The following is a 26,564-nucleotide window of genomic DNA, read 5'->3' on the forward strand; positions in this document are numbered from 1 at the left end:
TGACGTTTAGTCCAGTAAAGCGATACATTTTTTAAGTGAATCAATGAATATATCTACATCTTCATAGGTATTATAAAAACAAAAGCTCGCTCTTAGCGTTCCATTAAGCCCTAAATGTGTCATTAATGGCTGTGTACAATGGTGTCCACTCCTTACTGCAACCCCGTACCCGTCAAGTAAAGTTGCCAAATCATAAGGATGTTCATCATTTAAGTTGAAGCAGAGTGTACCAATATTGTCAGATAGGTTGCTATATATTGTAATACCATCAACCTTTACCAATTTTTGAGCGGCATAACTAAACAATTTTTGCTCATATTGCTGGATTTTTGCGTGATCTAATTCATTTAAATAGTCTAATGCGGCACCAAAGCCTAAAACTCCAGAGATATTTGGTGTTCCAGTTTCAAATTTTGCAGGCGCAGGACGATAAGTACTGTGAGTTAAGTACACTTTATCGATCATTTCCCCACCTGATTGGTAAATATCAAGGGTATTTAATTGCTCATATCGACCATAAAGCACACCTAATCCTGTTGGGCCGAGCATTTTATGGCTTGAGCAGACATAAAAGTCACAGTTTAATTCACGTAAATCGGGTTTTAAATGCAGTGCACCTTGTGCACCATCCACTAGAACAAGAGAATTGACGTCTTTTGCAGCTCTAATTAGTGGTTTTAAATCGGTTATATTACCCAGTGTGTTAGATGCTTGTGTAATAGCTAATAGGGCAGGTTTTGTTTCTTTTATAAATTCACAGCATTCTTTGGTGTTCAGCGTGCCATTTTTATTTAGTGGAAGCGCTATTAATTTAGCACCCGTTTGTTGACTCACTATTTGCCAAGGCACTATGTTTGCATGATGCTCAAGCGGAGATATCATTATGGTATGACTTTCATTTAAGCGCTTTTTTAATCCGTTAGCGACCAAGTTAATGGCTTCTGTAGCGCCTTTAGTCCATACAATCTCTTTACTAAATACATTGAAATACTCTGCAGTTTTATCCCGTACTTGTTCATATGAATAAGTTGCTTGCTCGCTAAGTGTATGGCGTCCACGGTGTACATTAGCGTTTTGAAACGTATAGAATTCAGTAATTGTATCTATAACTGATTGAGGCTTTTGTGAGGTTGCTGCTGAGTCTAAATAAACAAGCGGGCAGCCGTTTATTGTTTGATTTAATGTTGGGAAGTCGTTTCTAATTTTATTTATATCAAACTTTAAAGCAAGCATGGCTCATCTACATAGTGTTTTTAAGGCAGGAATTGTAATCGGTTTATGATAATTCTCAAGTGTTGTTAATAAAAAAGGCCGCAAAATGCGGCCTTTTTAAACTAACCAACGTTAATTAACGCTTGTCAGTTGATACGTAGTCACGTTGAGTGTAACCAGTATAAAGTTGACGAGGACGGCTGATCTTATGACCAGGTTGAGATAGCATCTCATCCCAGTGAGTGATCCAACCAACAGTACGTGCCATTGCAAAGATTACAGTGAACATGCTTGTTGGAATACCAATCGCTTTTAAGATAATACCAGAGTAGAAATCTACATTAGGGTATAGTTTTTTCTCTACAAAGTATGGGTCTTCAAGCGCAATTTGCTCAAGCTTCATAGCAATATCAAGAAGTGGATCTTGGATGTTCAGCTCAGCTAAAACTTCGTGACACGTTTGACGCATTACTGTAGCGCGTGGGTCAAAGTTTTTGTAAACACGGTGTCCAAAGCCCATAAGGCGGAACGGGTCAGCTTTATCTTTAGCTTTAGCTACGTATTCATCGATACGGTCAACAGAGCCAATCTCTTCTAACATGTTTAAACATGCTTCATTAGCGCCGCCGTGAGCAGGTCCCCATAAAGATGCAATACCAGCTGCAATACATGCATACGGGTTAGCACCAGATGAACCAGCAAGACGAACTGTTGAAGTTGATGCATTTTGTTCATGATCTGCATGAAGCATAAAGATTTTATCCATTGCTTTTGCAGTTACAGGATTAACTTTATATTCTTCAGCAGGTACAGAGAACATCATGTGTAAGAAGTTTTCTGCGTAGCTTAAATCGTTACGTGGGTATACAAACGGTTGGCCGATATTTGTTTTATAAGCCATTGCTGCGATTGTTGGTAACTTAGCAACAAGTTTAACTGCGCTTGTTTTACGTTGTTCAGCATCAGTAATATCAAGGTCTTCATGATAGAAAGATGATAATGCACCTACTACGCCACAAAGCATTGCCATTGGGTGAGCGTCAAAGCGGAAACCTTGGAAGAAGTTAGCAATCTTCTCGTCAAGCATAGTGCTTGTAGTTATTTCATTCTTAAAAACTTCATATTGTTCTTTAGAAGGTAACTCACCATTTAAAAGTAAGTAACAAAGTTCAATGTAATTTGAGTCTTCAGCTAATTGCTCAATTGGGTAACCACGGTGAAGTAGTACACCTTTACCACCATCAATATAGGTGATTGCAGATTCACAAGAACCAGTCGACATGAAACCTGGGTCATAAGTAAAGTGACCGTGTGAACCTAACGTACGTACGTCGATTACATCTTGGCCAGCAGTGCCTTGATAAATTGGAAGTTCGATTGGATCTAGTCCATCAATTTGGACTGTGGCTTTTTTATCTGCCATCGTTATGTATCTCCTATTAAGATATCTATTCTGATTTTTAGATTTTAAAGTTCTGAAATCTGTTTTAAGCACATCTTCTCATTTTAACGTGAAAGAGGGGGTTAAAGTCAATTTTTATAAACATTATGCATATATGTATAATAAATATTCGGTATTAATTAAATATAATACTATTGGCTAATTCGCAAACATCTCTAAATAAACAAGAATTGTAAAAAGCCCTGTGGGTATATATACTAACGGTGGTTTTAAACCGTATTGTATTTGGGTAAACATATTCTTAACAGCTTAAAATTTACAGGTTTGTGAACTTTAATTGTTTTGGTACGTTTATTTTGATAGTTCCATCAGTAATATTTGGTGGGTTTTTAGAAAAACAAGTAGATGAGCTCCACTGTGAGCAAAGATGGGCAAGTAACTGTGAAAAAGCAAAGACCTGTAAATCTAGATCTAACAACTATATCTATGCCGGCAACGGCTAAAGCTTCAATTTTTCACCGCGTCACCGGTGTTGCATTATTTTTTGCTTTAACGTTTGTCATTTGGGCTTGGTCTGAGTCTCTCTCTTCAGCTGAAAGTTTTGAATTCGTCAAGGGTCTGTTTAACGGATTCATTGCCAAATTTATAGCTTGGGGCACTGTTTCTGTATTAGGTTATCACCTTATTGGTGGTATCCGTCATATGATTATGGATATGGGACATTGGGAAGAACTTGAATCAGGTAACCTCAGCGCTAAAGTTTCAATGGCTCTTGGTGTTGTGTTTGCCGTATTGGCAGGGGTGTGGATATGGTTTTAAATCAAGCAACTCTAAAACGTGATGGTGTACAAGATTTCGTATCTTTACGTACCACGGCATTAATAATCAGCGCTTACGCGATTTTTATTATCGGCTATTTTTTAGCGACGCCAGAAGTCACTTTCGAAGCCTGGACAGGCCTCTTCTCTAACCTAGCAATGAAAGGGTTTACGTTAATTACCCTTGTTTGCATTATGGTTCATACCCGCATTGGCCTTTGGCAAGTTCTTACAGACTATGTTAAGTGCGCAAAGCTTCGTGCAGTTTTAGGTTTTGTATTAAACCTAATGGCCGTTGCTTACGTAGCTATTGGTCTAATCGTATTATGGGGTGTTTAAGTGAAATATTCTGTTCGTGAATTTGACGCCGTAGTAATTGGTGCAGGTGGTGCAGGTATGCGCGCTGCTTTAGCAATTACAGAATCTGGCAAAACGTGTGCATTAATATCTAAAGTATTTCCAACGCGCTCACACACTGTATCTGCTCAAGGCGGTATTACGGTTGCGCTTGGTAATTCACACGAAGATAACTGGGAATGGCATATGTACGATACCGTTAAAGGTTCCGATTTTATCGGTGACCAAGACGCTATTGAATACATGTGTCAAACTGGCCCAGAAGCTATTACCGAATTAGAAAACATGGGTTTACCATTTTCTCGTTTTGAAAATGGCCGTGTTTACCAACGTCCTTTCGGTGGTCAATCGAAAAACTTTGGTGGTGAACAAGCCGCACGTACTGCAGCAGCTGCTGACCGTACTGGTCATGCTTTATTACACCTTCTATATCAACAAAACGTTAAAAACAAAACAAATGTATTCTCTGAATGGTATGCACTTGATTTAGTTAAAAACGATAATGGTGATGTAGTAGGGTGTACTGCAATTGAGATTGAGACAGGTGAAGTTACCTTCTTCAAATCTAAAGCTGTTGTATTAGCTACTGGTGGTGCAGGTCGTATATTTGCATCAACCACTAATGCTCACATTAACACTGGTGACGGTGTTGGTATGGCAACACGTGCTGGTATTTCTATGCAAGACATGGAAATGTGGCAGTTCCACCCAACGGGTATCGCAGGTGCTGGTACGCTAGTAACTGAAGGTTGTCGTGGTGAAGGCGGCTATCTTTTAAATAAAGATGGCGAACGCTTCATGGAACGTTACGCACCAAACGCAAAAGACTTAGCGTCTCGCGACGTTGTTGCACGTTCAATGATGACTGAAATCCGTGAAGGTCGTGGTTGTGATGGTCCTTGGGGTCCACATCTTAAGTTAAAACTTGACCATTTGGGTGAAGAAACACTTAACTTACGTCTTCCAGGCGTATGTGACCTTGCTAAAACATTTGCTCATGTTGACCCTGCAAAAGAGCCAATTCCAGTAATTCCAACTTGTCATTATATGATGGGTGGTGTTCCTACTAATGTAAATGGACAAGCGCTACAAATCGATGCTCAAGGCAACGAAACAGTAGTTCAAGGTTTATTTGCAGTAGGTGAGATTGCATGTGTATCTGTACACGGTGCAAACCGCTTAGGTGGTAACTCATTACTTGATTTAGTTGTGTTTGGTCGTGCTGCGGGTAACTTCTTAGGTAAGTACCTAAATGACGTTGAAATATCTAAAGCTGCTTCAGAATCAGACTTAGAAGCGTCTCTTGCACGTTACAATCGTTGGGAAAATTCAACGGCTGGCCAAGGTGAAGATCCAGTTCAAATCAAAAAAGACCTACAACAATGTATGCAGCTTAACTTCTCGGTATTCCGTGAAGGTGACTCAATGGCTGCAGGTCTTCAAGAACTTAAAGAAATTCGCGAACGTCTGCAACATGCTCGTCTTGATGATAAATCATCAGACTTCAACACGCAGCGTATCGAATGTCTTGAACTAGACAACTTAATGGAAACAGCTTACTCAACTGCAGTAGCTGCAAACTTCCGTACAGAAAGCCGTGGTGCACATTCTCGCTTTGACTACCCAGATCGTGATGACGAAAACTGGTTATGTCACTCAGTATTCAATCCTGTAACGGATGAAATGAGTAAGCGTGATGTAAACTATGCGCCTAAAACGCGTGAAGCTTTCCCACCTAAAGCACGTGTTTACTAGGAGATAGACGATGGCACAAGTACAATTTTCAGTTTATCGTTATAATCCAGATGTTGACAACGCTCCTCGTATGCAAGAATACACCTTGCAAACAGAGGAAGGTCACGACATGATGGTGTTGGATGCACTTATTCTTCTAAAAGAACAAGATCCTACATTATCTTTCCGTCGTTCATGCCGTGAAGGTGTGTGTGGATCTGATGGTGTTAACATGAATGGTAAAAATGGTTTAGCATGTATTACTCCTTTATCTACGCTACAAAAAAATGGCAAAGGTAAAATCGTAGTACGTCCATTACCAGGTTTACCTGTGGTTCGTGACCTTGTTATTGACATGAGTCAGTTCTACACTCAGTACGAAAAAGTTAAACCTTATTTAATTAATGATCAGCCTGCAGCAGGCGAACGTCTTCAAACTATTGAAGAACGTGATAAATTAGATGGGCTTTATGAGTGTATTTTGTGTGCATGTTGTTCAACATCGTGTCCTTCGTTCTGGTGGAATCCAGACAAGTTCATTGGTCCAGCAGGCCTTCTTCATGCTTACCGTTTCTTGGCTGATAGCCGAGATACAGCAACTGAAGAACGTTTAGCGGATTTAGACGATGCGTTCAGTGTGTTCCGTTGTCACAGTATCATGAACTGTGTTAGCGTTTGTCCTAAGGGTCTTAATCCGACCAAAGCAATTGGACAAATCAAATCTATGTTACTAAACCGAGCGGTTTGATAGCTTAGTAAAGGTAAGATGGCTAATATTAAATTATATTAGCCATCTTGTTATAATAACTATTAATTTCTGCGCTAAAAAAAAGGGCTTATAAATGCACGAAGGTGTGATGAAGGCATGGCTAGAATCTTCACATTTAAACGGCGGCAACGTTGCTTATGTAGAAGAGCTTTATGAAGCGTATTTAGACGATGCGACTTCTGTGCCAGACGAATGGCGAGAAGTGTTTGAACAATTACCTAAAGTTGATGGTGTGGATGTTGAAGTAAAACATTCAGAGGTTCGAGCACAGTTTGCACAGCTTGCAAAAAACAAGCATAGAGAAGTAGTGGTAGCAGAGGGTAGTGGCGGTGACCTTAAACAGGTTAAAGTTCTACAACTTATTAATGCTTTCCGTTTTCGTGGGCACCAAAATGCAAACCTAGATCCATTAGGTATTTGGCAACGAGAGCGTGTACGAGATTTAGAGCTAGAGTACCACGACCTATCTTCAAGTGATTTTGACCGCGAGTTTAACGTAGGATCGTTTGCCGTAGGGCGCGATACTATGCCTTTAGGTGAACTATACCAAGCACTAAAAACTACATATTGTGGTTCAATTGGCGCTGAGTATATGCACATCACATCAACAGAGGAAAAACGTTGGTTACAACAACGTCTAGAATCTGTCCAGTCTAGGCCTAAATTCTCAAAAGATGAAAAGCTACGTATCCTTAAAGGGCTTACTGCAGCAGATGGTCTAGAAAAATATTTAGGGTCTAAGTTCCCTGGTGCTAAGCGCTTTTCACTTGAAGGTGGCGATGCGTTAGTTCCAATGCTTAAAGAGCTTATTCACCGCGCTGGTGAAAGCGGCCAACAAGAAGCTGTTATTGGTATGGCTCACCGTGGTCGTCTAAACGTTTTAGTTAATGTACTTGGTAAAAACCCATCAGAATTATTTGATGAATTTGCTGGTATACATAAAGAAACGTTAGGTTCTGGTGATGTTAAATATCACATGGGTTATTCGTCTGACTTTGCTACCAAAGGTGGCAATGTACACATGGCGCTTGCGTTTAACCCATCTCACCTAGAAATCGTAAACCCTGTTGTAATGGGCTCTGTGCGTGGTCGTCTCGACCGTTTAGGTGATAAGTCAGGCATTAAAGCACTACCTATTACCATCCATGGTGATTCTGCTATTGCTGGACAAGGTGTTGTTCAAGAAACGTTTAACATGTCACAAACTAATGCGTTTAGTTGTGGTGGTAGTATTCGTATTGTTGTCAACAACCAAGTAGGTTTCACAACCTCTAAGCAAGATGACGTTCGCTCAACGCCATACTGTACTGACATTGCTAAAATGGTTCAGTCTCCAATATTCCATGTTAATTCTGATGATCCTGAAGCCGTTGCATTTGTTACTCAACTTGCTCTTGATTTTAGAAATCAGTTTAAGCGTGACGTAGTAATTGATTTAGTTTGTTACCGTCGCCATGGTCACAATGAAGCTGATGAGCCTAATGCAACTCAGCCTGTCATGTACCAAAAAATTAAAAAGCATCCAGTGCCGCGTTTAATCTATGCAGACCAACTGATTGCTGAAGGCTCTTTTTCTGAACAAGAAGTTAAAGCCTTAGCTGATGAGTACCGTGATGCACTAGATGAAGGCAGCTGTGTTGTTTCAGAAATACAGCCAGAGACGTCGCATTCTTCTGAGTGGGCCAAATATATTGGTCATGAATGGAATGTTGACTACGATGCTAGCGTATCTGTAGAGAAGCTTAAAGCTCTTGGTGAGAAAGTAGCTTCTTACCCAGAACAACATAAAGCTCAATCTCGCGTTAAAAAGATTTATGACGATCGTAAGCTAATGGCCACAGGTGAAAAACCACTTGATTGGGGTATGGCAGAAACACTTGCCTATGCAACAATTGCGTCTGAAGGTACTGACATTCGTTTAACAGGACAAGACACAGGTCGAGGAACATTCTTTCATCGTCATGCTGTTGTTCATGGTCAATCTGATGGTACAACTTACACTCCTTTAGAGCATTTAAGTGAAGATCAAGGCACATTTGAAGTCTTTGATTCTGTTTTGTCTGAGGAAGCTGTCGTTGCGTTCGAATATGGGTATGCTACCGCTGAACCTAAGTCTCTCGTAATATGGGAAGCGCAATTTGGTGACTTCGCCAATGGTGCACAAGTTGTATTTGACCAGTTCTTAAGTTCTGGTGAGCAAAAGTGGGGCCGTTTATGTGGGCTTACAATTTTGTTACCTCATGGCTATGAAGGTCAAGGCCCAGAGCATAGTTCAGCGCGCTTAGAGCGTTTCTTGCAACTATGTGCTGATCACAACATGCAAGTGTGTGTTCCTTCAACGCCGGCGCAAGTTTACGCTATGCTTCGTCGTCAGTCAGTTCGACCACTTCGTCGTCCTCTGATTGTTATGACGCCTAAGTCGCTACTTCGTCACCCGCTTGCAACTTCATCACTTGAAGAGCTTTCACATGGTGTTTACCATAATATGATCGACGAAGTTGATGATATTAATCCTGAGAAAGTAGAGCGCGTTGTATTTTGTAGCGGTAAAGTTTACTACGAGTTACTACAAGAGCGTCGTAAGCTTGAGCAAGATAATATTGCAATTGTACGTGTTGAACAGTTATACCCGTTCCCACACGATGAAATGCAAACAATTATAGAGCGTTACCAACACGTAACTGATTTTGTATGGTGTCAAGAAGAGCCACAAAACCAAGGTGCATGGTACTGTTCACAACATCACTTTATTGATGCAATCCCACAAGGTGCTAAATTAAAATATGCAGGACGTAAAGCGTCTGCATCACCAGCGTGTGGTTACATGTCAGTACATACTAAAGAACAACAAGCGCTCGTTGCCGACGCGCTTACTATAGAAAATAAAGGATAAGCAATGAGCACAGAAATTAAAGTTCCTGTTCTTCCTGAGTCGGTTGCAGATGCTACCGTTGCTACATGGCATGTAAGTGTTGGCGACAAAGTAACTCGCGATCAAAACTTAGTAGACATTGAAACAGATAAAGTGGTTTTAGAAGTTGTTGCACAGCATGACGGTGTAATAACAGAAATATCACAAGAAGAAGGTGCAACCGTACTTGGCGACCAAGTTATGGGTTTACTTGGTGATGCTGATGCAGCGCCAGCAAGTGAAGGTTCAACTAAAGAAGAATCAGCACCAGCTAAATCAGAAGACGCGCCAGTGGCGCAATCAGCACCAGCATCAGAAGGTAAAGAAGTGGATATTAAAGTACCTGTACTTCCAGAATCAGTTGCAGACGCAACAATTGCTACATGGCATGTACAACCAGGTGACGCGGTAACACGCGACCAAAACTTGGTAGATATTGAAACAGATAAAGTTGTTCTTGAAGTAGTAGCTCAAGAAGATGGCATCATGGGTGATATCATTCACGGCGAAGGCGATACTGTATTAGGCGAGCAAGTAATTGGTTCGGTTAAAGCAGGCGGTGCACCAGCGGCTCCAGCTGCAAAAGCAGACGCAGCGCCAGCAGCAGATTCAAGCGAAAGTTCAGATGTGTTAACACCATCAGTTCGTCGTTTAATTGCTGAGAAAGGCCTAGACGCTTCTAAAATTAAAGGCACGGGTAAAAATGGTCGTGTAACTAAAGAAGACGTTGATACTTTCTTAAAAGCACCAGCGCCAGCAGCTAAAAAAGCAGAAGCTTCTGCTCCAGCTGCACCGATGGGCGATCGTACTCAAAAACGCGTACCTATGACTCGTTTACGTAAAACGATTGCGACACGTCTTCTTGAAGCTAAAAACTCAACTGCAATGTTAACTACATTCAACGAAGTGAACATGGGACCAATCATGAGCCTTCGTAAGCAGTACCAAGAAACGTTTGAAAAGCGTCACGGCATTCGTTTAGGTTTCATGTCTTTCTATGTGAAAGCTGTAACTGAAGCTCTTAAGCGTTTTCCAGATGTAAATGCTTCAATTGATGGTGACGATATTGTTTACCATAACTATTTCGATATCAGCATTGCAGTATCTACTCCACGTGGCTTAGTTACTCCAGTACTTAAAGATTGTGACAAACTATCTGTTGCTGAAATCGAAAAAGGTATTCGTGAGTTAGCACTTAAAGGTCGTGATGGTAAGCTAACGCTTGCTGATATGACGGGTGGTAATTTCACTATTACTAATGGTGGCGTATTTGGTTCATTGCTATCTACACCTATCATTAACTTGCCACAGTCTTCAATCTTGGGTATGCATAAAATTCAAGACCGTCCGATGGCTGTAAATGGTAAAGTTGAAATACTACCTATGATGTATTTAGCACTTTCTTATGACCACCGTATCATTGATGGTAAAGAATCTGTTGGTTTCTTAGTAACTATTAAAGAGTTACTTGAAGATCCAACTCGCTTATTGCTAGATGTTTAATCTAGTTGTATGAAATGTAAGCTGTGAATGAACATTCACAGCTTTTTTTTTGCGCCTTTGGTCGTACTGGGGTTTTCATGTTAAGCCTTGGGATCTATACTAGGTGCGCAATTTGGGATAGTTGTTTATTTGAAAAAATATTCAGCTCTTTTAGTATAAAAAATTGGATAAAGCATCATGAATTTGCATGAGTATCAGGCAAAACAACTTTTTGCCGAATATGGTTTACCCGTTTCTACAGGTTACGCTTGCGATACACCTGAAGAAGCTGCTGCAGCTGCTGAAAAAATTGGCGGCGATATGTGGGTTGTTAAAACTCAGGTTCACGCAGGTGGACGTGGTAAAGCTGGCGGTGTAAAGCTAGTTAAAACTATCGAAGAAGTAAAAGCGTTTGCAGCTAACTGGTTAGGTAAAAACCTAGTTACTTACCAAACAGACGAGAAAGGCCAGCCAGTAGCTAAAATTTTAGTAGAAAGCTGTACTGACATTGCTAACGAATTGTACCTAGGTGCAGTAGTTGACCGTGCATCTCGTAAAGTAGTTTTCATGGCGTCTACTGAAGGCGGCGTTGAAATTGAAACTGTTGCTGAAGAAACACCAGAGCTTATCCACAAAGCAGAGATCGACCCGTTAGTAGGTCCTCAAGCTTACCAAGCACGTGAACTAGGTTTCAAATTGGGTCTTAACCCAGTACAAATGAAACAGTTTGTTAAGATCTTTATGGGTCTTGGTAAAATGTTCACTGATTTTGATTTCGCATTACTTGAAATCAACCCGTTAGTAATTACAGACGAAGGCAACCTTCACTGTCTTGACGGCAAAATCGGTATTGATGGTAATGCACTTTACCGTCAACCTAAAATCCGTGAATTCCACGATCCATCTCAAGAAGATGCTCGTGAAGCACACGCAGCAAGCTTCGAGCTTAACTACGTTGCTCTAGACGGTAATGTTGGTTGTATGGTTAACGGTGCAGGCCTAGCAATGGGTACTATGGACATCGTAAACCTACACGGCGGCAAGCCGGCTAACTTCTTGGATGTTGGTGGCGGTGCTACTAAAGAACGTGTTTCTGAAGCATTCAAAATCATTCTTTCTGACGACAATGTTAAAGCTGTTTTAGTAAACATCTTTGGCGGCATCGTTCGTTGTGACATGATTGCTGAAGGCATCATTGGCGCAGTTAAAGAAGTTGGCGTAACCGTACCAGTAGTTGTACGTTTAGAAGGTACTAATGCTGAATTAGGTCGTGAAGTTCTTAAGAACTCTGGTCTAGATATCATTGCTGCTGAATCACTAACAGACGCTGCTGAAAAAGTTGTTGCTGCTGCGGAGGGCAAATAATGTCTGTATTAATCAATAAAGATACAAAAGTTATCTGTCAAGGTTTCACTGGTGGCCAAGGTACTTTCCACTCAGAGCAAGCGCTTGAGTACGGTACACAAATGGTTGGTGGTGTTAGCCCAGGTAAAGGCGGTCAAACGCACCTTGGTCTTCCTGTATTCAACACAGTTCGTGATGCTGTAAAAGAAACTGGCGCAACTGCTTCAGTTATCTACGTACCAGCTCCTTTCTGTAAAGATGCAATCTTAGAAGCTATCGATGCTGGCATCGAGCTAATAGTTTGTATTACTGAAGGTATCCCTACACTTGATATGGTTGATGTTAAAATCAAACTAGATCAAACAGGTACTCGTATGATCGGTCCTAACTGCCCAGGTGTTATTACTCCTGGTCAAACTAAGATTGGTATCATGCCTGGTCATATCCACAAACCTGGTAAAGTAGGTATTGTTTCTCGCTCTGGTACTTTAACGTACGAAGCAGTTAAGCAAACTACTGATGCTGGTTTTGGTCAGTCTACGTGTGTTGGTATTGGTGGTGATCCAATTCCAGGTACTAACTTTATCGACGTTCTAGAAATGTTCGAAAAAGATCCACAAACTGAAGCAATCGTAATGATTGGTGAAATTGGTGGAACTGCAGAAGAAGAAGCTGCAGAGTACATCAAAGCTAACGTTACTAAACCTGTAGTATCTTACATTGCTGGTGTTACTGCACCAGAAGGTAAGCGTATGGGTCACGCTGGCGCAATCATTGCCGGCGGTAAAGGTACTGCTGATGAGAAATTTGCTGCATTAGAAGCTGCGGGCGTAAAAACTGTACGTTCACTTGCTGATATCGGTAAAGCACTTAAAGAGAAAACAGGCTGGTAATCGCTTGTTTTTCTTTAAAAAGGCCCGCATATGCGGGCCTTTTTGTTATTAGATGAAAATTTAGAACGGGTAACTAATATGCTGGAAAAAGCGTACAGATAAGTCTTGGCGTTGTTTATTTATAGCCAGCTCATTACACAGAGTATGGATTGTTTTTTCTACTTGGTTCATAAATCGACCATAGCCCATTTCATGTTTATCCTGCTGCGTTGCGACTACTACAAAATGCAGCGTTTCTACCAATTTACTTGCTTCATAAAAGTGCTTAATTTGATTTTCATTAGATTCAATATCAAAACTTAACTTTTGAAGTTCATCATTGCCTTCACTTTTATCTATTTTACTGTTGCGTATAATAGGCGTTGCACCGTTAGCAACCATAGCGCCATGGTTTAAGTTATTATTTTGACACGCACGTATAAATGCATAAGCAAAGTAGTCATAAAATTTAGCATAATCGTTTGTGTTCATTAGTGTTTGAAACTGCGTTTTAATAGCGCGCGAAACCGGTATAGTAAAAGTGGCGTAAGTCATTTCTGCATAATCATTGGGTATGCTGCATTGTCTTGATTGGTAGCGAGGGTAGAGACTTCTTAATTTGTAACCATAGCTTTCCTTGTTGCCTTTTTCTTTAGCAAATAGGTCATACGTTAAGTGTTGATGGTCGCGTAGTTTAAACTGGGGCTGATTTATTAAGAGTTGTCCTTGTAAAGTGTCTAACACTTTTTGAACTTTATTATGAAATTCTGCAGAGTTGGCTCGCAAATCATCGCCTGTTGCTAAAAATAGAATGCGTATTTTTTTACTCGGTGTACCTTCAGTGTAATAAATCTTATGCGCTTCGTGATAACGGGGATTATAAAAAAAGAGCATTTGTTTATCTGTTTCTAATTGATAAGACTCATCATTAAATCTTACAACGGGTAGTTTATCATTCGCTAATAAGTGCACATTATAAAGCTCGTACTCATCACAAGAAGCAAACAGCTGGCGTGCAATACGTTCATAGCAGCAATTTATATCACTAAAGCTTTTATAAAAATCGTGATTAGGGGTTATTTCAGCTAAAAGGTAGTGGTTAGCGCGTGCATTAGTTGGAATATATACACGATGTTGATTAAGTGTCGCCATCTTTAAATCCTTATAATGTAGGTTATTTACCTACTATAAACTGTTTAGATGACTTAAATATTGCGTTAAAACAAATTTTATTCATAAACAATGGTTCAGCTGAATTAAAGTTAAGCAATATCAAAAATAAACCTTAATCTAGTGCTGTATGTTAGTGTATGTTTTTGTAATAATGCATTAGTTTTGTTATTACGTAATATTTAGAGGACTACACTCCTATGGCGGAAATTGAGAATCGCCCAAGTAACTTTATTAGAACCCGAATTGATGAAGACTTAGCAAGTAAAAAGCATGCAACAACGCATACACGTTTTCCACCTGAACCAAATGGCTTTTTGCATATTGGTCATGCCAAATCAATTTGTTTAAATTTTGGCATCGCAAAAGATTACAACGGTTTATGTAACTTACGTTTTGACGATACAAACCCAGAAAAAGAAGACATTAACTACGTTAATTCTATAAAAGAAGACGTACAGTGGTTAGGTTTTAACTGGGATGGCGATATAAAGTATTCTTCTAACTATTTTGATACTTTATATGGTTACGCTGTTGAGCTTATAAATAAAGGCTTAGCGTACGTTTGTTTTTTAACAGCAGACGAAGCACGCCAATACCGTGGTACATTGAAAGAGCCAGGTAAAAATAGCCCGTACAGAGATACATCAGTTGAAGAAAACCTAGCGTTATTTGAAAAAATGCGTGCTGGCGAATTCAAAGAAGGCGAATGTGTCCTGCGTGCTAAAATTGATATGGCTAGCTCATTTATGGTGCTTCGCGATCCAATTATTTATCGCGTACGTTTTGCTCATCATCATCAAACAGCAGACAAGTGGTGCATTTACCCAATGTATGACTTCACGCACTGTATTTCTGATGCACTCGAAGGTATTACACATTCATTATGCACACTCGAGTTTCAAGATAACCGTCGTTTGTACGACTGGGTACTTGATAACATTAGTTTAGAGTGTCACCCACAGCAAATTGAGTTTTCACGTTTAAATCTTGAATACACAATTATGTCTAAGCGTAAGCTAAGCGATTTAGTGGTAAATAACCATGTAGAAGGGTGGGATGACCCACGCATGCCTACAATTGCAGGCCTACGTCGCCGTGGTTATACACCAGGTTCAATCCGTGAGTTTTGTTTGCGTATTGGTGTAACAAAACAAGAGAATATGGTTGAAATGGGTATGCTTGAAGCATGTATCCGTGAAGATCTAAACGAAAATGCACCACGTGCAATGGCCGTACTCGATCCTGTTAAAGTTGTTATTGAAAACTACGATGCAGACAAGGTTGAGGTTTTATCTGTGGCTAACCACCCAAATAAAGAAGAAATGGGTCGTCGTGATGTACCGTTTACTCGCGAAATTTACATCGAACGAGAAGACTTTAAAGAAGAAGCAAATAACAAGTTTAAACGTTTAGTGCTTGATAAAGAAGTACGTTTGCGTGGCGCTTATGTTATTAAAGCACAGCGTGTTGAGAAAGACGAAAATGGCGAAATTACAACTATATTCTGTACTTACGATACTGAAACACTTGGTAAAAATCCAAGTGATGGACGTAAAGTAAAAGGTGTTATTCACTGGGTTTCAGCACCAGAGTGTATTACGGCAGAAGTTCGTTTATACGATCGTTTGTTTAGTGTTCCAAACCCAGCAGCCGCTGATGAGTTTGAAACAACATTAAATCCAGAGTCACTGGTTGTTTTATCAAACGCTAAATTAGAGCCATCGCTTGCTAATTCACAAGCAGAGCAGGGCTTTCAGTTTGAGCGTACGGGTTATTTCTCTCGTGATTCTAAATCAGAGAACGTTGTATTTAACCAAACAGTGGGTCTTCGTGATTCATGGTCTAAAACTCAATAAGTAATATCTAAAAACCTGAACCCTGGATAATAAATCTATCTCGAGCAGCTATTTTCAGCGCTAATTGCGTTGAATTTACTTGCAATAGGTCAGCTATTGACGCGTGAATTCGCCTTGTTTTCACTTAAAATCTCTGGCTAGAGAAATAAATTTAAATATCACCATGATTCAATACGTTGGTAAATCTCTTAACCAGAGTTCAGGTTTAATATCCCCAGTATTTACTGGGTATATTCATTACAAGCGTATTTTAGACACAAAAAAACCTGCACTTAGCAGGTTTTTTATTGCTTTTTAAAAGCGGTATTAGCTGTTAGCGTCGCTAAATTCTTTACACGCTGCTTTATCGTTACACTCACCGTATAAATATAAAGAATGGTTTGTAAGTGTAATACCATTTTCTTCAGAAATTTCAAGTTGACGACGTTCAATCATCTCATCTTCAAACTCTACAACTTTGCCACACTTCAAACATACTAAATGATCGTGGTGTGTGCTTCCTGAAAGTTCAAATACTGATTTGCCACCTTCAAAGTGATGACGGCTTACAATACCCGCATCGTCAAATTGGTTAAGTACGCGATATACAGTTGCAAGACCAATTTCTTCACCTAGATCCAAAAGAATTTTGTAAACATCTTCAGCACTGATGTGTTGGTTATCTGGAGATTGTAAAATCTCTAATATTTTAATACGCGGTAAAGTTACTTTTAAACCGGCTTTTTTAAGTTCCAAGTTATGATCAGTCATTAAATCTGTCTCAATTTTATTTGGTTATACTAGACATCTTGCAAAGATGTACACGACACATTAGCAACAAACAGGATAACGTGCCTAAGCGTTAAGTGCAAAGAACAATTGATTTATATTGCCACTAAAGCTTAAAACGCTAACTGTTTGATAATTATTTAAACAGCTAGCGATATATGCAGTAAATTAGTCACCTAATTCACTTAAACACATCTCTTCATATACTTGAGCAGACCATGCTTTAACACGTTGTTCTGTAAGCTCTGGTTGACGGTCTTCGTCGATACCCAAACCTACAAAATGCTTATCATCAGCCATGCCTTTAGATGCTTCAAAGTCATAGCTTTCGCTCGGCCAATGACCAACAACAATAGCGCCACGTTCAGTAACGATATCGTTGATCATGCCCATCGCATCTAAAAAGTACTCAGCGTAATCTTCTTGGTCTCCACAACCAAAAATAGCAACAAGTTTACCTTCAAAGTCTACTTCTTCAAGTTCTGGAAAAAAGTCATCCCAGTCACATTGTGCTTCGCCGTAGTACCAAGTAGGGATACCGAATAAGATTAAATCAAATTTAGCAATCTCTTCTTTAGAGCTTTTTGCAATATCATGAACAGCCACTAGCTTTTTACCCAATTCTTTTTGGATCATTTTTGCTACGTGTTCTGTGTTACCTGTGTCACTTCCGAAAAAAATGCCTACACTTGCCATGGATTTAAAACCTTTTATGTATCAATAGCCAATCTTTCTTGTAAAATCGTTTCAATCAGCGCACTGCGGCTAATATTTTGTGCATCTGCCATATCACTCAATGCTTGATATAACTGCGATGAAACTTTAAATTCAACACGCTTTAAGCCACGTGCTTTATCTCTTTTTATTTGATTACGTTTATTTACCTTTAACTGCATATCCCGTGAAAGGGGATTGGTTTTAGGTCTGCCTGGGCGTTTTTCGTATTCAAATAAATCGAGTGTAGTTCTATCTGTTTCTGACTTCGCCATGCTTAACCTACACCTGCGCCTTGCCAAAATACTTGAATAAGACCTTTAGCAATAAAGCCTGAACAACCTAAAAAGAGCACGCCCCAGACAATGTATTGTCCGAACTTAGGCACATTGCCACTTTTTAGTACGTCTTTAATTGCCATGCCGATGAATATGAAAATACCGGCTAAGCCAAAATACAACCCTAGGGTATCAAATTCGTTAATTAACTGACTGACCATCAACGTATAACCTTTAAATTAAACGGCGCGTACTATAGCATATAATTATTCATATATTTAGTGCGCAAAATCAAAAACACGCGATTAAAATTGCTTTAAACCGCAGTTAAAAAGTCGTTTATCGCTTTATTTACAGCAAGTGGCTTTTGAGCATGAAGCCAATGGCCTGCGCCATGAATTATTTTTGCCTTGGTATTTTTAAAGCGAGCTTTAATTGCAGTACGATGCTCGGGCAAAATATAGTCAGAATCATTACCTTTAATGAAAAGAGTATCGCATAAACAAGAATTGTTTTCATTAACATTGGATGTGATTGTAGAATATTTTTCGTTAAGCACATTTAAATTAAATCGCCATGCAAAATGACCTTCCTCATTTTTAGCGAGGCTTTTAAGTAGAAACTGTCGAACTCCCAGTTCTTCTATGTAAGGCTGCATTAGAGCATCAGCTTGTTTTCTATCGTCAATTGATTGTGCTGAAACCGCTTTTAATGCCTGTAATATTTTTGTGTGCCGAGCAGGGTAACTAACAGGTGCTATATCAAGTACAACAAGCTTATTTACAAGTTCAGGATGTGTAAGCGCTAATTCCATTGCCACTTTACCACCCATAGAGTGCCCAACTAAATGTGCTTTATCTATGTTCAAATGTGCTAATAACTCAACAATATCTTGTGCCATTGCCGGGTAGTTCATTTCATCACTATGAGGAGAAAGCCCGTGGTTACGTAAATCAACGTTAATAACAGTAAAGTGTTCACTTAATGGTTTTGCTATTACATTTAGGTTTTCTAATGATCCAAAAAGCCCATGTATCAAAATAACATTAGGACCTTGCCCTTGTTGCTTGTAATTTAACTGCATACCCGCCTCCTGAAAATTTTGCCATAGTTTGCCGAGCATTGCTCTAAAAAGCAAAAAATACAGCGACTATTTATTAAATTGGGCTTTTGTTTGTTAAATCAACAACAATGAGGTAAATATTAATATGTTTACGGGAGTGCTTGTTGTAACTCGCATTTCTGATTGGTTTGGGTATAATCACACGGGAGAAAAAAATGTGACCCGTAATGACAGGAAGAACATGAAACAAATCGACATAGACGACGAGTTATATCAATATATTGCAAGCAATACGCAAAGTATTGGTGAAAGTGCATCCACTATTTTACGTCGTTTATTAAATCTGAGCGGCGAAAAAATTCAAACCGCAAACGTAGAACTAACTCAAAATAATCAAACTGCGACTACGTCTACCGCCACATTAAAAAGCTCAGAGCCATCTGCTGCTGAGACTTCAAAAAAACAAACGCCTGTAGCTCACGCACCCGTGAAGCAAAAAAGCGATAATGTTTTTAATGTATTAAATAAAGAAGAGCTGGCAATGCAAAAAGGTGTTGTTGGACGCTTTTTGTTTATTTTAAGTGCATTTTACCGCACACATAAAACTGATTTTTCTGCGGTATTAGACATAAAAGGGCGTGACCGTGTTTACTTTGCTACTAGTAAAGAAGCTTTAGTAAATAGCGGTAGTAGTATGAATCCTAAAAACATAACCGATAGTGAATATTGGGTTATGACTAATTCTAATACAACGCGTAAAAAAATGATGCTTCATGAAGTTGCTCTTTGCCTTGGATATAGTGCAGAGCAAGCTGAAAAAATTCGCGATTACCTGTAAGGAAATATAATGGCTATTCACTCAGGCGCAGGCAAAACTGCTCCACAATCGGCGCTTATTAACGTACCTAAATTAGTATCTGCGTATTACTTAAATGAACCTGATCTTGAACAAAATCCAGAGCATTGTGTTGCCTTTGGTACCTCAGGCCACCGTGGTTGTTCTTACGATGTTAAATTTAACGAGTCACACATTTTAGCGATTACTCAGGCTATTTGTGATTACAGAAAACAAAATGACATATTTGGTCCGTTATTTTTAGGCAAAGACACACACGCATTGAGTGAAGCCGCATTTAACTCGGCTATTGAAGTATTAGTTGCTAACGAAGTGCAAGTGATAACGCAAGAAGACGGCGATTTTACACCAACGCCAGTTATCAGCCATGCCATAGTTAGCCACAATAAGCTACACCCAAATGAATTAGCAGACGGGATTGTTGTTACGCCTTCGCATAACCCTCCTGAAGATGGTGGCTTTAAATACAACCCACCTAATGGCGGACCAGCAGATACCGACGTCACTAAATGGATTGAAGACAGAGCTAATCAACTTTTATTAGAAGATTTAGTTGAAGTTGAGTTATTCCCATTCGCTAAAGCATCGCGTTCTGGCTTTATCCGCTACGAAGATTTAATGACTCCTTATATTGATGACTTAGCAAATATCGTTAATTTAAAAGCAATTAGCGATGCAGGTATCAAAATTGGTATCGATCCACTAGGTGGTTCAGGCATCAACTTTTGGCCAGTCATTGCAAAAAAATATAATTTAGATTTAACCGTAGTTAATGATGTTGTTGATCCACGTTTTGCTTTTATGCCACTTGATAAAGACGGCAAAATTCGTATGGATTGTTCATCACCTTATTCAATGGCAAATCTTATTGCACTAAAAGATGATTTTGATGTGTCTATAGGTAATGACCCTGACTACGATCGTCACGGTATTGTAACGCCAGACGGCTTAATGAATCCAAACCACTTTTTAGCAGTGGCAATCGATTACTTACTTAAACACCGTGATTGGAATGAAACCGTAGAAATTGGTAAAACATTGGTTTCTAGCTCTATGATCGACAAAGTAGCTGCTCGTAACAACCGTAAGGTTAAAGAAGTACCAGTAGGCTTTAAATGGTTTGTTGAAGGCTTAAGCAAAGGCAAGCTTGCTTTTGGTGGCGAAGAAAGCGCAGGTGCTGCATTCTTACGTTTTGATGGCTCTGTATGGTGTACAGATAAAGACGGCTTCATTATGGGTCTACTCGCTGCAGAAATACTTGCTGTGACAGGTAAAACGCCATCAGCGCTTTATAAAGAATTAGAACAAGAGTTTGGTTCTCCAATTTATAAACGCTTAGATGCACCAGCCACAAGCGGTCAAAAATCACGTTTAAAAGCATTGAGTGCTTCTGATGTTAAAGCAGATACACTTGCTGGCGAGCCTATTTTGCAAAAATTGACTCATGCACCCGGTAACGATGCCGCCATTGGTGGTTTAAAAGTGGTCACTGAAAATGGCTGGTTTGCAGCGCGTCCATCAGGTACTGAAGATATTTATAAAATATACCTTGAATCATTTAAAGGTGAAGAGCATTTAGCGTTACTTGAAAAAGAAGCTAAAAAGCTTGTAGATTCAGTTATAAGCTAACTTAATCTAATAATTTTAAAACGGCTGATTTATTCAGCCGTTTTCGTTTCTATACCTTGTGTATTTATAAAAATATATGCATAAGAGTCTACTCTCACATTATTTTTAAAGGGCTTATTATATGTCAGCCAATCCATCTTACTTAAATGAATTAAAACAAACAGGCGATTTTTTAACGCTTAGTCGTGACAACGAATGGCATTTAGATGCAGGTGAGTTTGTTTTAGATAATGGGACTCGTGTAAATATACACGATACCGGAGTCATTGAGTTTCAACCTGCTGTTATAACGTCAAAAGATGTAGTTTATTCAAGCGCTGTACACGGTAACGAAACTGCGCCAATTGAAATTTGTGATGCACTTATTAAACAAATTATAAAAGGCGAGCTGATACTTAAGCAGCGTGTTTTGTTTATTTACGGTAATCCACAATCAATTAATATTGGCCTGCGTTTTGTAGAAGAAAACTTAAATAGATTATTTAATGGTCACCATACAGTTGAAGGTGTACCAATGAATAATGAGCGAAACCGCGCTGCAAAGCTTGAGCAATACGTAAGCGATTTTTATACACGTGGCGAGCAAGGCAGTAGCCGATGTCATTACGACTTACACACTGCAATTAGAGGCTCTAAAAACGAAAAATTTGCTGTGTATCCATTTTTACATGGTAAGCCATGGAAAAAGTCGCAGCTACAATTTTTATTGAGTTGTGGTGTAAATACCGTGCTTATGATGAAATCTCCTGCAACAACATTTAGCTATTATTCGTCATTTATACACGGTGCTGATTCTTTTACGGTAGAGCTGGGTCAAGTTAAGCCATTTGGTCAAAACGATATGGCTCGCTTTGAAAAAACAAAGCAAACCTTAACTGCATTAATTAGTCAAAATGAAGTTAAATACCCTGAATTTAATGCAAACGATTTTGAATTGTTTGCTGTCAATCGCACAATAAATAGAACGCAGAACGATTTTAGCTTTCCTTTTTCTGACGATGCCGAGAACTTTACTGGCTTTGCGAAAGGTGAACTACTTGCAACCGACGGTGATACAGCGATTTACGCTGACGTTGAAGGAGAGGCTATTATTTTTCCAAATGCGAGCGTAGCATTAGGGCAAAGAGCACTCCTTACTGTTATTCCAATGGATATTGATAGCAATTTCGTCTAATTTAACTCATCAGACCACTGGTAACTTAAAGTTAACTATATGATTACTATTAATTAAAGTAACCGTATCGTTAACTTGCCACTTATTTAACCAGTATTTGCTTTTGTTTCGTCCTAGATCTGTTGAATAACACTTTACGTTAACGTAAAGTGTTGGCAGCTTTAATTAAAGATAGTGCAGATGTTGCAAAGTTTAACCAGCAACAATCACCCACAATAATAATTTAAAGGGGCACTGTTTTATCGACAACAAAAGAAGGTAGGTTATGAGTAATCCAAATAACGTATCGCTGAATATTAACCACGAGCTTGAATTTATTGATGGTCAAGCGCTTAATATTCCAACCCTTAGTATTTTAACTGAGGACGGCGACATTCATCCTAGTGCAACCGCACCTGACATTTCAAAACATACCGCTATTAAGTTATATGAAACAATGCGTTTTATACGTTTGTTAGATGAACGTATGCAAGGCGCGCAGCGCCAAGGCCGTGTTAGTTTTTATATGCAATGCCTAGGCGAAGAAGCCGCAGTTACAGCCTCTGCTGCTGCACTTGATCAAGACGATATGATCATGGCTCAATATCGTGAACAGGCAGCCCTGCATTATCGTGGCTTTACGCTTGATCAATTTATGAACCAAATGTTTTCAAATGAATTGGATTTAGGCAAAGGTCGTCAAATGCCAATTCATTATGGTTCTAAAGCGCTAAACTATATGACGATTTCATCGCCATTGGGTACGCAAATACCACAGGCAACGGGTTATGCATATGGCCAAAAAATAAAGCACATCGACGCTAAAACAGGCGAGCTTGCCAGCACAATTGATAATGTGACTATTTGTTACTTTGGTGAAGGTGCTGCATCTGAAGGTGACTTTCATGCCGGTTTAAATATGGCCGCTGTTCACAAAGCGCCGGTTATATTTTTTGCACGTAATAACGGCTATGCCATATCTACCCCTGCTGATGAGCAGTTTAAAGGCGATGGTATTGCCTCGCGTGGTGTGGGTTATGGCATTAAAACAATTCGTGTTGATGGCACAGATGCACTTGCTGTGTATGCGGCGACTAAAAAAGCACGCGAAATAGCCTCAACACAAGGTGAGCCTGTACTCATTGAATCGATTGCTTATCGTTTGGGTGCGCACTCTACGTCAGACGATCCAAGTGGTTATCGCTCTAAAGATGAAGAAGCGAATCATCAAACGTGTCCTATTGATAAATTTAGAAAATGGCTGGTCAAGCAAGACTGGTTAAACGAAGAAGACGATATAAAAGCAAAAGAGTCGATTCGTGAAGAAATTTTAGCAGCGCTTAAACGTGCTGAAGTTGTTGCAAAGCCCGCTTTAGAAGAACTGGTATCAGACGTTTACGATACACCAATTCCATTATTGCAACGCCAGTACGAGCAACTAAAAGAACATATAAAACAGCATCCAGATGCTTACCCAGTAACCGCAGGGAGAATTAAGTAATGGCTAAAATGAACATGCTCCACGCAATTAACTCTGCTCTCGATATTACGATGAATGAACACCCTCAAGCCTGTATTTTTGGTGAAGATGTTGGTTACTTTGGTGGTGTATTTAGAGCAACATCGGGCTTACAAGAAAAGTATGGTAAACATCGTGTTTTTAATACGCCTTTAACCGAGCAAGGTATTTTAGGTTTTGCTAATGGTTTAGCTGCTTTTGGTGCGCCTGCATTGGCAGAAATTCAATTTGCTGATTATATTTTCCCAGCGTTCGATCAAATAGTAAATGAAGCCGCTAAATTTCGTTATCGCAGTGGTAATGAATTTAATGTCGGTAACTTAACTATTCGTACACCTTATGGTGGCGGTATTGCTGGTGGTTTATACCATTCACAATCACCCGAAGCCTATTTTGCACACACACCGGGTTTGAAAGTAGTTGTACCGCGTAACCCTTATCAAGCTAAAGGTTTATTACGTGCATCAATTAAAGACGATAACCCGGTCATATTTTTTGAGCCTAAGCGTTTATATCGTGCATCAATTGGCGAAGTGCCAGAAGAAGATTACAGCATTGAATTAGGCACGGCTGAAGTAGTGCAAGAGGGGGCTGATATTACGCTCTTAGCGTGGGGTGCTCAAATGGAGATTGTTGAAGATGCAGCAAAGCAAGCAAGTGAGCAAGGTATAAGCTGTGAAGTTATTGACCTTCGTAGTATTTTACCATGGGATGTTGAAACGATTGCTAAATCGGTTATTAAAACCGGCCGTTTAATCGTGAGTCATGAAGCGCCTATAACCAATGGCTTTGGTGCAGAGATAGCCGCAACAATACAACAAGAGTGTTTCTTGCATTTAGAGTCGCCAATTTTACGTGTATGTGGTCTAGATACGCCATACCCGCTGGCACTTGAAAAAGAATACGTACCGGATGCACTAAAAGTGTTGGCTGCAATTAAACAATCAATGGATTTTTAGGGGTTACCATGGCTAAAGATTTTATATTACCCGATATTGGTGAAGGCATTGTTGAATGCGAAGTAGTTGAATGGCTAGTACAAGAAGGCGATACCGTATTTGAAGATCAGCCAATTTGCGATGTTATGACAGACAAAGCATTAGTACAAATTCCGGCAGTGCATGATGGCGTTATTTCAAAGCTATATTATCTAAAAGGTGAGATTGCTAAAGTACATGCCCCTTTATTCGCTATGGATGTAGCAGGTGAAAACACTAACAATGAAGTAGTACAAGAGCCAGTACAAGCTGAAAATAAAACTCATGATGCAGCTGATGTAGTTGAGGACTTTATATTACCGGATATTGGTGAAGGTATTGTTGAGTGTGAGATTGTTGATTGGTTAGTTGCTGAAGGCGACGAAATAGAAGAAGACCAAGCGGTTTGTGACGTAATGACCGACAAAGCATTAGTACAAATTCCGGCAAAATATACAGGCACAGTAAAAAAATTATATTACCAGAAAGGTGAAATAGCAAAAGTACATAGCCCGTTGTTTCAAATGATAATTGCAGGCAGTGCAGCAAAACCAAATGTTGATATAAACCAAGCGGTCGTAAAGGCTCAAACTAATGCCGTCGCTGAAAAAGTTGCCCCTGTTAAAACGCAGCAAGCTGCTAAAATTATCAATCAAAAAGCGGTTGCATCACCTGCGGTTCGTCGTAAAGCACGTGAGCTAGATGTTGATTTAACGTGCGTACCAGGTAGTGGTAAAAATGGACGTATTTACAAGCAAGATATTGAAGAGTTTGTAAAAGGCGAAGTGCCAAATACTATTGATACTTCACCGCTTAATAGCGATGCTTCTCAAAGTGCAGTACAAAACCAAACACAGAATCAAAGCGGTGGCGTACGAGTAGAGCAAATTAAAGGCATTAAAGCGGCCATGGCCAAGCAAATGGTAGCTTCGGTTTCAACTATCCCGCACTTTACGTTTAGTGATGAAATAGACTTAACACAGCTTATAGCTTTGCGTAGCGCTTTAAAAGAGCAGTACAAAGCACAAGGCGTTAAGCTCACCATGATGCCATTTTTTGTAAAAGCACTCTCGCTAGCAATGAAAGAGTACCCTGTACTTAATTCAAAAGTGAACGATGAATGCTCAGAGCTTACCTATTATAACGATCATAATATCGGTATAGCGGTTGATTCTAAAATTGGCTTGTTAGTGCCTAATATTAAATCGTGCCAGAGTAAGAGCATTGTTGATGTGGCAAATGATTTAACCCGTTTAACTCATTCAGCGCGAGAAGGCCGTGTTGCGCCCGATGATTTAAAAGGTGGGACAATTAGCATCTCTAACATTGGTGCTATTGGCGGCACTATCGCGTCCCCTATAATTAATAAACCAGAAGTGGCTATTGTCGCGCTAGGTAAACTGCAGCATCTACCGCGTTTTGATGAAAGTGGGCAGGTTGTGAGTAAAGCTATTATGCAAGTGAGTTGGTCTGGCGATCATCGTGTTATTGATGGCGGCACTATTGCTCGCTTTAATAACCTATGGAAATCGTACTTAGAAAACCCATCGGCAATGATGATGGCTATGAGTTAATAGCTAAATTGTTAATATGTAATAAAAACCAGCTTTTAGCTGGTTTTTTGTTTTAATATCAGCTGTTTTTAATTAAGATACAAATGTTACTAAAAAGTAATTA

General features: G+C 39.6%; 23 protein-coding genes. 15 read left to right on the top strand and 8 right to left on the bottom strand.

Translation table 11 applies throughout. The features are described 5' to 3' along the window. Nucleotides 1–6: 6 nt before the first annotated feature. Both I6F42_RS03935 and I6F42_RS03940 read right to left on the bottom strand, forming a co-directional pair. Entirely contained in the window at nucleotides 7–1,233 is a 1,227-nt protein-coding gene (locus I6F42_RS03935) for a SufS family cysteine desulfurase (RefSeq protein ID WP_197151010.1), read from the bottom strand. A 115-nt stretch (nucleotides 1,234–1,348) separates the two neighbouring features. Further along, complete coding sequence (locus I6F42_RS03940; RefSeq protein WP_007586875.1) at nucleotides 1,349–2,635, bottom strand: citrate synthase; 1,287 nt, start codon at nucleotides 2,633–2,635, stop codon at nucleotides 1,349–1,351. Nucleotides 2,636–3,055: 420 nt separating this feature from the next. Between I6F42_RS03940 and sdhC the strand changes: the two genes are divergently transcribed. The 8 genes from sdhC (at nucleotide 3,056) to sucD (ending at nucleotide 12,922) form a co-directional block, all read left to right on the top strand. After that, complete coding sequence (sdhC, locus tag I6F42_RS03945) at nucleotides 3,056–3,433, top strand: succinate dehydrogenase, cytochrome b556 subunit (protein ID WP_076914908.1); 378 nt, start codon at nucleotides 3,056–3,058, stop codon at nucleotides 3,431–3,433. Continuing rightward, entirely contained in the window at nucleotides 3,424–3,771 is a 348-nt protein-coding gene (gene sdhD / locus I6F42_RS03950) for a succinate dehydrogenase, hydrophobic membrane anchor protein (protein ID WP_007586873.1), read from the top strand. Before sdhC ends, sdhD begins: the two co-directional genes overlap by 10 nt. After that, a complete protein-coding gene (gene sdhA, locus I6F42_RS03955) occupies nucleotides 3,772–5,544 on the top strand; it encodes a succinate dehydrogenase flavoprotein subunit (RefSeq protein ID WP_007375750.1) in 1,773 nt (590 codons plus the stop codon). Between the two features lie 10 nt (nucleotides 5,545–5,554). Continuing rightward, nucleotides 5,555–6,271, top strand: a complete 717-nt coding sequence (locus I6F42_RS03960) for a succinate dehydrogenase iron-sulfur subunit (RefSeq protein ID WP_007375751.1) — start codon at nucleotides 5,555–5,557, stop codon at nucleotides 6,269–6,271. Between the two features lie 94 nt (nucleotides 6,272–6,365). Then, nucleotides 6,366–9,185 (top strand): 2-oxoglutarate dehydrogenase E1 component, encoded by a 2,820-nt coding sequence (gene sucA, locus I6F42_RS03965; RefSeq protein WP_010552673.1) that lies wholly within the window; start codon nucleotides 6,366–6,368, stop codon nucleotides 9,183–9,185. Between the two features lie 3 nt (nucleotides 9,186–9,188). Beyond that, nucleotides 9,189–10,706 carry a 2-oxoglutarate dehydrogenase complex dihydrolipoyllysine-residue succinyltransferase gene (gene odhB, locus I6F42_RS03970; protein WP_007586871.1) on the top strand — a complete coding sequence of 506 codons (1,518 nt, stop codon included), beginning with the start codon at nucleotides 9,189–9,191 and terminating at the stop codon, nucleotides 10,704–10,706. Between the two features lie 177 nt (nucleotides 10,707–10,883). Then, nucleotides 10,884–12,050, top strand: coding sequence for an ADP-forming succinate--CoA ligase subunit beta (gene sucC, locus I6F42_RS03975; protein ID WP_007586870.1), 1,167 nt, complete (start codon nucleotides 10,884–10,886; stop codon nucleotides 12,048–12,050). After that, nucleotides 12,050–12,922 (top strand): succinate--CoA ligase subunit alpha, encoded by an 873-nt coding sequence (sucD, locus tag I6F42_RS03980; RefSeq protein ID WP_007586864.1) that lies wholly within the window; start codon nucleotides 12,050–12,052, stop codon nucleotides 12,920–12,922. Before sucC ends, sucD begins: the two co-directional genes overlap by 1 nt. A 60-nt stretch (nucleotides 12,923–12,982) precedes the next feature. Here sucD and I6F42_RS03985 read toward each other — a convergent pair whose 3' ends face one another. After that, complete coding sequence (locus tag I6F42_RS03985) at nucleotides 12,983–14,053, bottom strand: DUF3083 family protein (RefSeq protein WP_010552675.1); 1,071 nt, start codon at nucleotides 14,051–14,053, stop codon at nucleotides 12,983–12,985. Between the two features lie 218 nt (nucleotides 14,054–14,271). Here I6F42_RS03985 and glnS point away from each other — a divergent pair, with 218 nt between their 5' ends. Beyond that, nucleotides 14,272–15,930 carry a glutamine--tRNA ligase gene (gene glnS / locus I6F42_RS03990; protein ID WP_165721945.1) on the top strand — a complete coding sequence of 553 codons (1,659 nt, stop codon included), beginning with the start codon at nucleotides 14,272–14,274 and terminating at the stop codon, nucleotides 15,928–15,930. 306 nt (nucleotides 15,931–16,236) lie between these two features. Here the strand turns inward: glnS and fur are convergent, their stop codons facing one another. The 5 genes from fur to I6F42_RS04015 all read right to left on the bottom strand — a co-directional run bounded on the left by fur (nucleotide 16,237) and on the right by I6F42_RS04015 (nucleotide 18,774). Then, nucleotides 16,237–16,680, bottom strand: a complete 444-nt coding sequence (fur, locus tag I6F42_RS03995) for a ferric iron uptake transcriptional regulator (protein WP_007586857.1) — start codon at nucleotides 16,678–16,680, stop codon at nucleotides 16,237–16,239. A gap of 186 nt (nucleotides 16,681–16,866) precedes the next feature. Beyond that, nucleotides 16,867–17,394, bottom strand: coding sequence for a flavodoxin FldA (gene fldA / locus I6F42_RS04000; protein ID WP_197151012.1), 528 nt, complete (start codon nucleotides 17,392–17,394; stop codon nucleotides 16,867–16,869). A 14-nt stretch (nucleotides 17,395–17,408) separates the two neighbouring features. Further along, complete coding sequence (gene ybfE, locus I6F42_RS04005) at nucleotides 17,409–17,687, bottom strand: LexA regulated protein (protein WP_002962928.1); 279 nt, start codon at nucleotides 17,685–17,687, stop codon at nucleotides 17,409–17,411. A 2-nt stretch (nucleotides 17,688–17,689) separates the two neighbouring features. Then, nucleotides 17,690–17,911, bottom strand: coding sequence for a DUF2788 domain-containing protein (locus tag I6F42_RS04010; protein ID WP_002962930.1), 222 nt, complete (start codon nucleotides 17,909–17,911; stop codon nucleotides 17,690–17,692). A 95-nt stretch (nucleotides 17,912–18,006) separates the two neighbouring features. After that, complete coding sequence (locus I6F42_RS04015; RefSeq protein ID WP_169043710.1) at nucleotides 18,007–18,774, bottom strand: alpha/beta fold hydrolase; 768 nt, start codon at nucleotides 18,772–18,774, stop codon at nucleotides 18,007–18,009. 220 nt (nucleotides 18,775–18,994) lie between these two features. Here I6F42_RS04015 and seqA point away from each other — a divergent pair, with 220 nt between their 5' ends. The 6 genes from seqA to I6F42_RS04045 all read left to right on the top strand — a co-directional run bounded on the left by seqA (nucleotide 18,995) and on the right by I6F42_RS04045 (nucleotide 26,461). Further along, nucleotides 18,995–19,591, top strand: a complete 597-nt coding sequence (gene seqA, locus I6F42_RS04020; RefSeq protein WP_024589204.1) for a replication initiation negative regulator SeqA — start codon at nucleotides 18,995–18,997, stop codon at nucleotides 19,589–19,591. A 9-nt stretch (nucleotides 19,592–19,600) separates the two neighbouring features. After that, entirely contained in the window at nucleotides 19,601–21,238 is a 1,638-nt protein-coding gene (pgm, locus tag I6F42_RS04025) for a phosphoglucomutase (alpha-D-glucose-1,6-bisphosphate-dependent) (protein WP_101216491.1), read from the top strand. Nucleotides 21,239–21,359: 121 nt separating this feature from the next. Beyond that, nucleotides 21,360–22,412, top strand: a complete 1,053-nt coding sequence (gene astE, locus I6F42_RS04030) for a succinylglutamate desuccinylase (protein WP_197151015.1) — start codon at nucleotides 21,360–21,362, stop codon at nucleotides 22,410–22,412. A gap of 265 nt (nucleotides 22,413–22,677) precedes the next feature. Continuing rightward, nucleotides 22,678–23,892 (top strand): thiamine pyrophosphate-dependent dehydrogenase E1 component subunit alpha, encoded by a 1,215-nt coding sequence (locus I6F42_RS04035; protein ID WP_024596866.1) that lies wholly within the window; start codon nucleotides 22,678–22,680, stop codon nucleotides 23,890–23,892. Then, nucleotides 23,892–24,869: an alpha-ketoacid dehydrogenase subunit beta gene (locus tag I6F42_RS04040; protein WP_197151017.1), complete on the top strand. Its 978-nt coding sequence runs from the start codon at nucleotides 23,892–23,894 to the stop codon at nucleotides 24,867–24,869. The genes I6F42_RS04035 and I6F42_RS04040 overlap by 1 nt, the downstream gene beginning before the upstream one ends. Before the next feature lie 8 nt (nucleotides 24,870–24,877). Beyond that, nucleotides 24,878–26,461, top strand: coding sequence for a dihydrolipoyllysine-residue acetyltransferase (locus I6F42_RS04045; RefSeq protein ID WP_197151019.1), 1,584 nt, complete (start codon nucleotides 24,878–24,880; stop codon nucleotides 26,459–26,461). Nucleotides 26,462–26,564: the final 103 nt, after the last annotated feature.

It is taken from the genome of Pseudoalteromonas sp. SWYJZ12 (assembly GCF_015864395.1).
GTDB classification, from domain to species: domain Bacteria; phylum Pseudomonadota; class Gammaproteobacteria; order Enterobacterales; family Alteromonadaceae; genus Pseudoalteromonas; species Pseudoalteromonas arctica.

Bases quoted from the DNA above. Each gene is read 5' to 3' on its own strand.
- ybfE (WP_002962928.1), bottom strand. From the start codon at position 17,687: ATGGCGAAGTCAGAAACAGATAGAACTACACTCGATTTATTTGAATAC.
- I6F42_RS03960 (WP_007375751.1), top strand. From the start codon at position 5,555: ATGGCACAAGTACAATTTTCAGTTTATCGTTATAATCCAGATGTTGAC.
- fur (WP_007586857.1), bottom strand. From the start codon at position 16,680: ATGACTGATCATAACTTGGAACTTAAAAAAGCCGGTTTAAAAGTAACT.
- sucC (WP_007586870.1), top strand. From the start codon at position 10,884: ATGAATTTGCATGAGTATCAGGCAAAACAACTTTTTGCCGAATATGGT.
- I6F42_RS04035 (WP_024596866.1), top strand. From the start codon at position 22,678: ATGAGTAATCCAAATAACGTATCGCTGAATATTAACCACGAGCTTGAA.
- pgm (WP_101216491.1), top strand. From the start codon at position 19,601: ATGGCTATTCACTCAGGCGCAGGCAAAACTGCTCCACAATCGGCGCTT.
- I6F42_RS03940 (WP_007586875.1), bottom strand. From the start codon at position 2,635: ATGGCAGATAAAAAAGCCACAGTCCAAATTGATGGACTAGATCCAATC.
- seqA (WP_024589204.1), top strand. From the start codon at position 18,995: ATGAAACAAATCGACATAGACGACGAGTTATATCAATATATTGCAAGC.
- odhB (WP_007586871.1), top strand. From the start codon at position 9,189: ATGAGCACAGAAATTAAAGTTCCTGTTCTTCCTGAGTCGGTTGCAGAT.
- I6F42_RS03935 (WP_197151010.1), bottom strand. From the start codon at position 1,233: ATGCTTGCTTTAAAGTTTGATATAAATAAAATTAGAAACGACTTCCCA.
- I6F42_RS04010 (WP_002962930.1), bottom strand. From the start codon at position 17,911: ATGGTCAGTCAGTTAATTAACGAATTTGATACCCTAGGGTTGTATTTT.
- I6F42_RS04040 (WP_197151017.1), top strand. From the start codon at position 23,892: ATGGCTAAAATGAACATGCTCCACGCAATTAACTCTGCTCTCGATATT.
- sucD (WP_007586864.1), top strand. From the start codon at position 12,050: ATGTCTGTATTAATCAATAAAGATACAAAAGTTATCTGTCAAGGTTTC.
- I6F42_RS03985 (WP_010552675.1), bottom strand. From the start codon at position 14,053: ATGGCGACACTTAATCAACATCGTGTATATATTCCAACTAATGCACGC.
- astE (WP_197151015.1), top strand. From the start codon at position 21,360: ATGTCAGCCAATCCATCTTACTTAAATGAATTAAAACAAACAGGCGAT.
- I6F42_RS04045 (WP_197151019.1), top strand. From the start codon at position 24,878: ATGGCTAAAGATTTTATATTACCCGATATTGGTGAAGGCATTGTTGAA.
- sucA (WP_010552673.1), top strand. From the start codon at position 6,366: ATGCACGAAGGTGTGATGAAGGCATGGCTAGAATCTTCACATTTAAAC.
- glnS (WP_165721945.1), top strand. From the start codon at position 14,272: ATGGCGGAAATTGAGAATCGCCCAAGTAACTTTATTAGAACCCGAATT.
- I6F42_RS04015 (WP_169043710.1), bottom strand. From the start codon at position 18,774: ATGCAGTTAAATTACAAGCAACAAGGGCAAGGTCCTAATGTTATTTTG.
- fldA (WP_197151012.1), bottom strand. From the start codon at position 17,394: ATGGCAAGTGTAGGCATTTTTTTCGGAAGTGACACAGGTAACACAGAA.
- sdhD (WP_007586873.1), top strand. From the start codon at position 3,424: ATGGTTTTAAATCAAGCAACTCTAAAACGTGATGGTGTACAAGATTTC.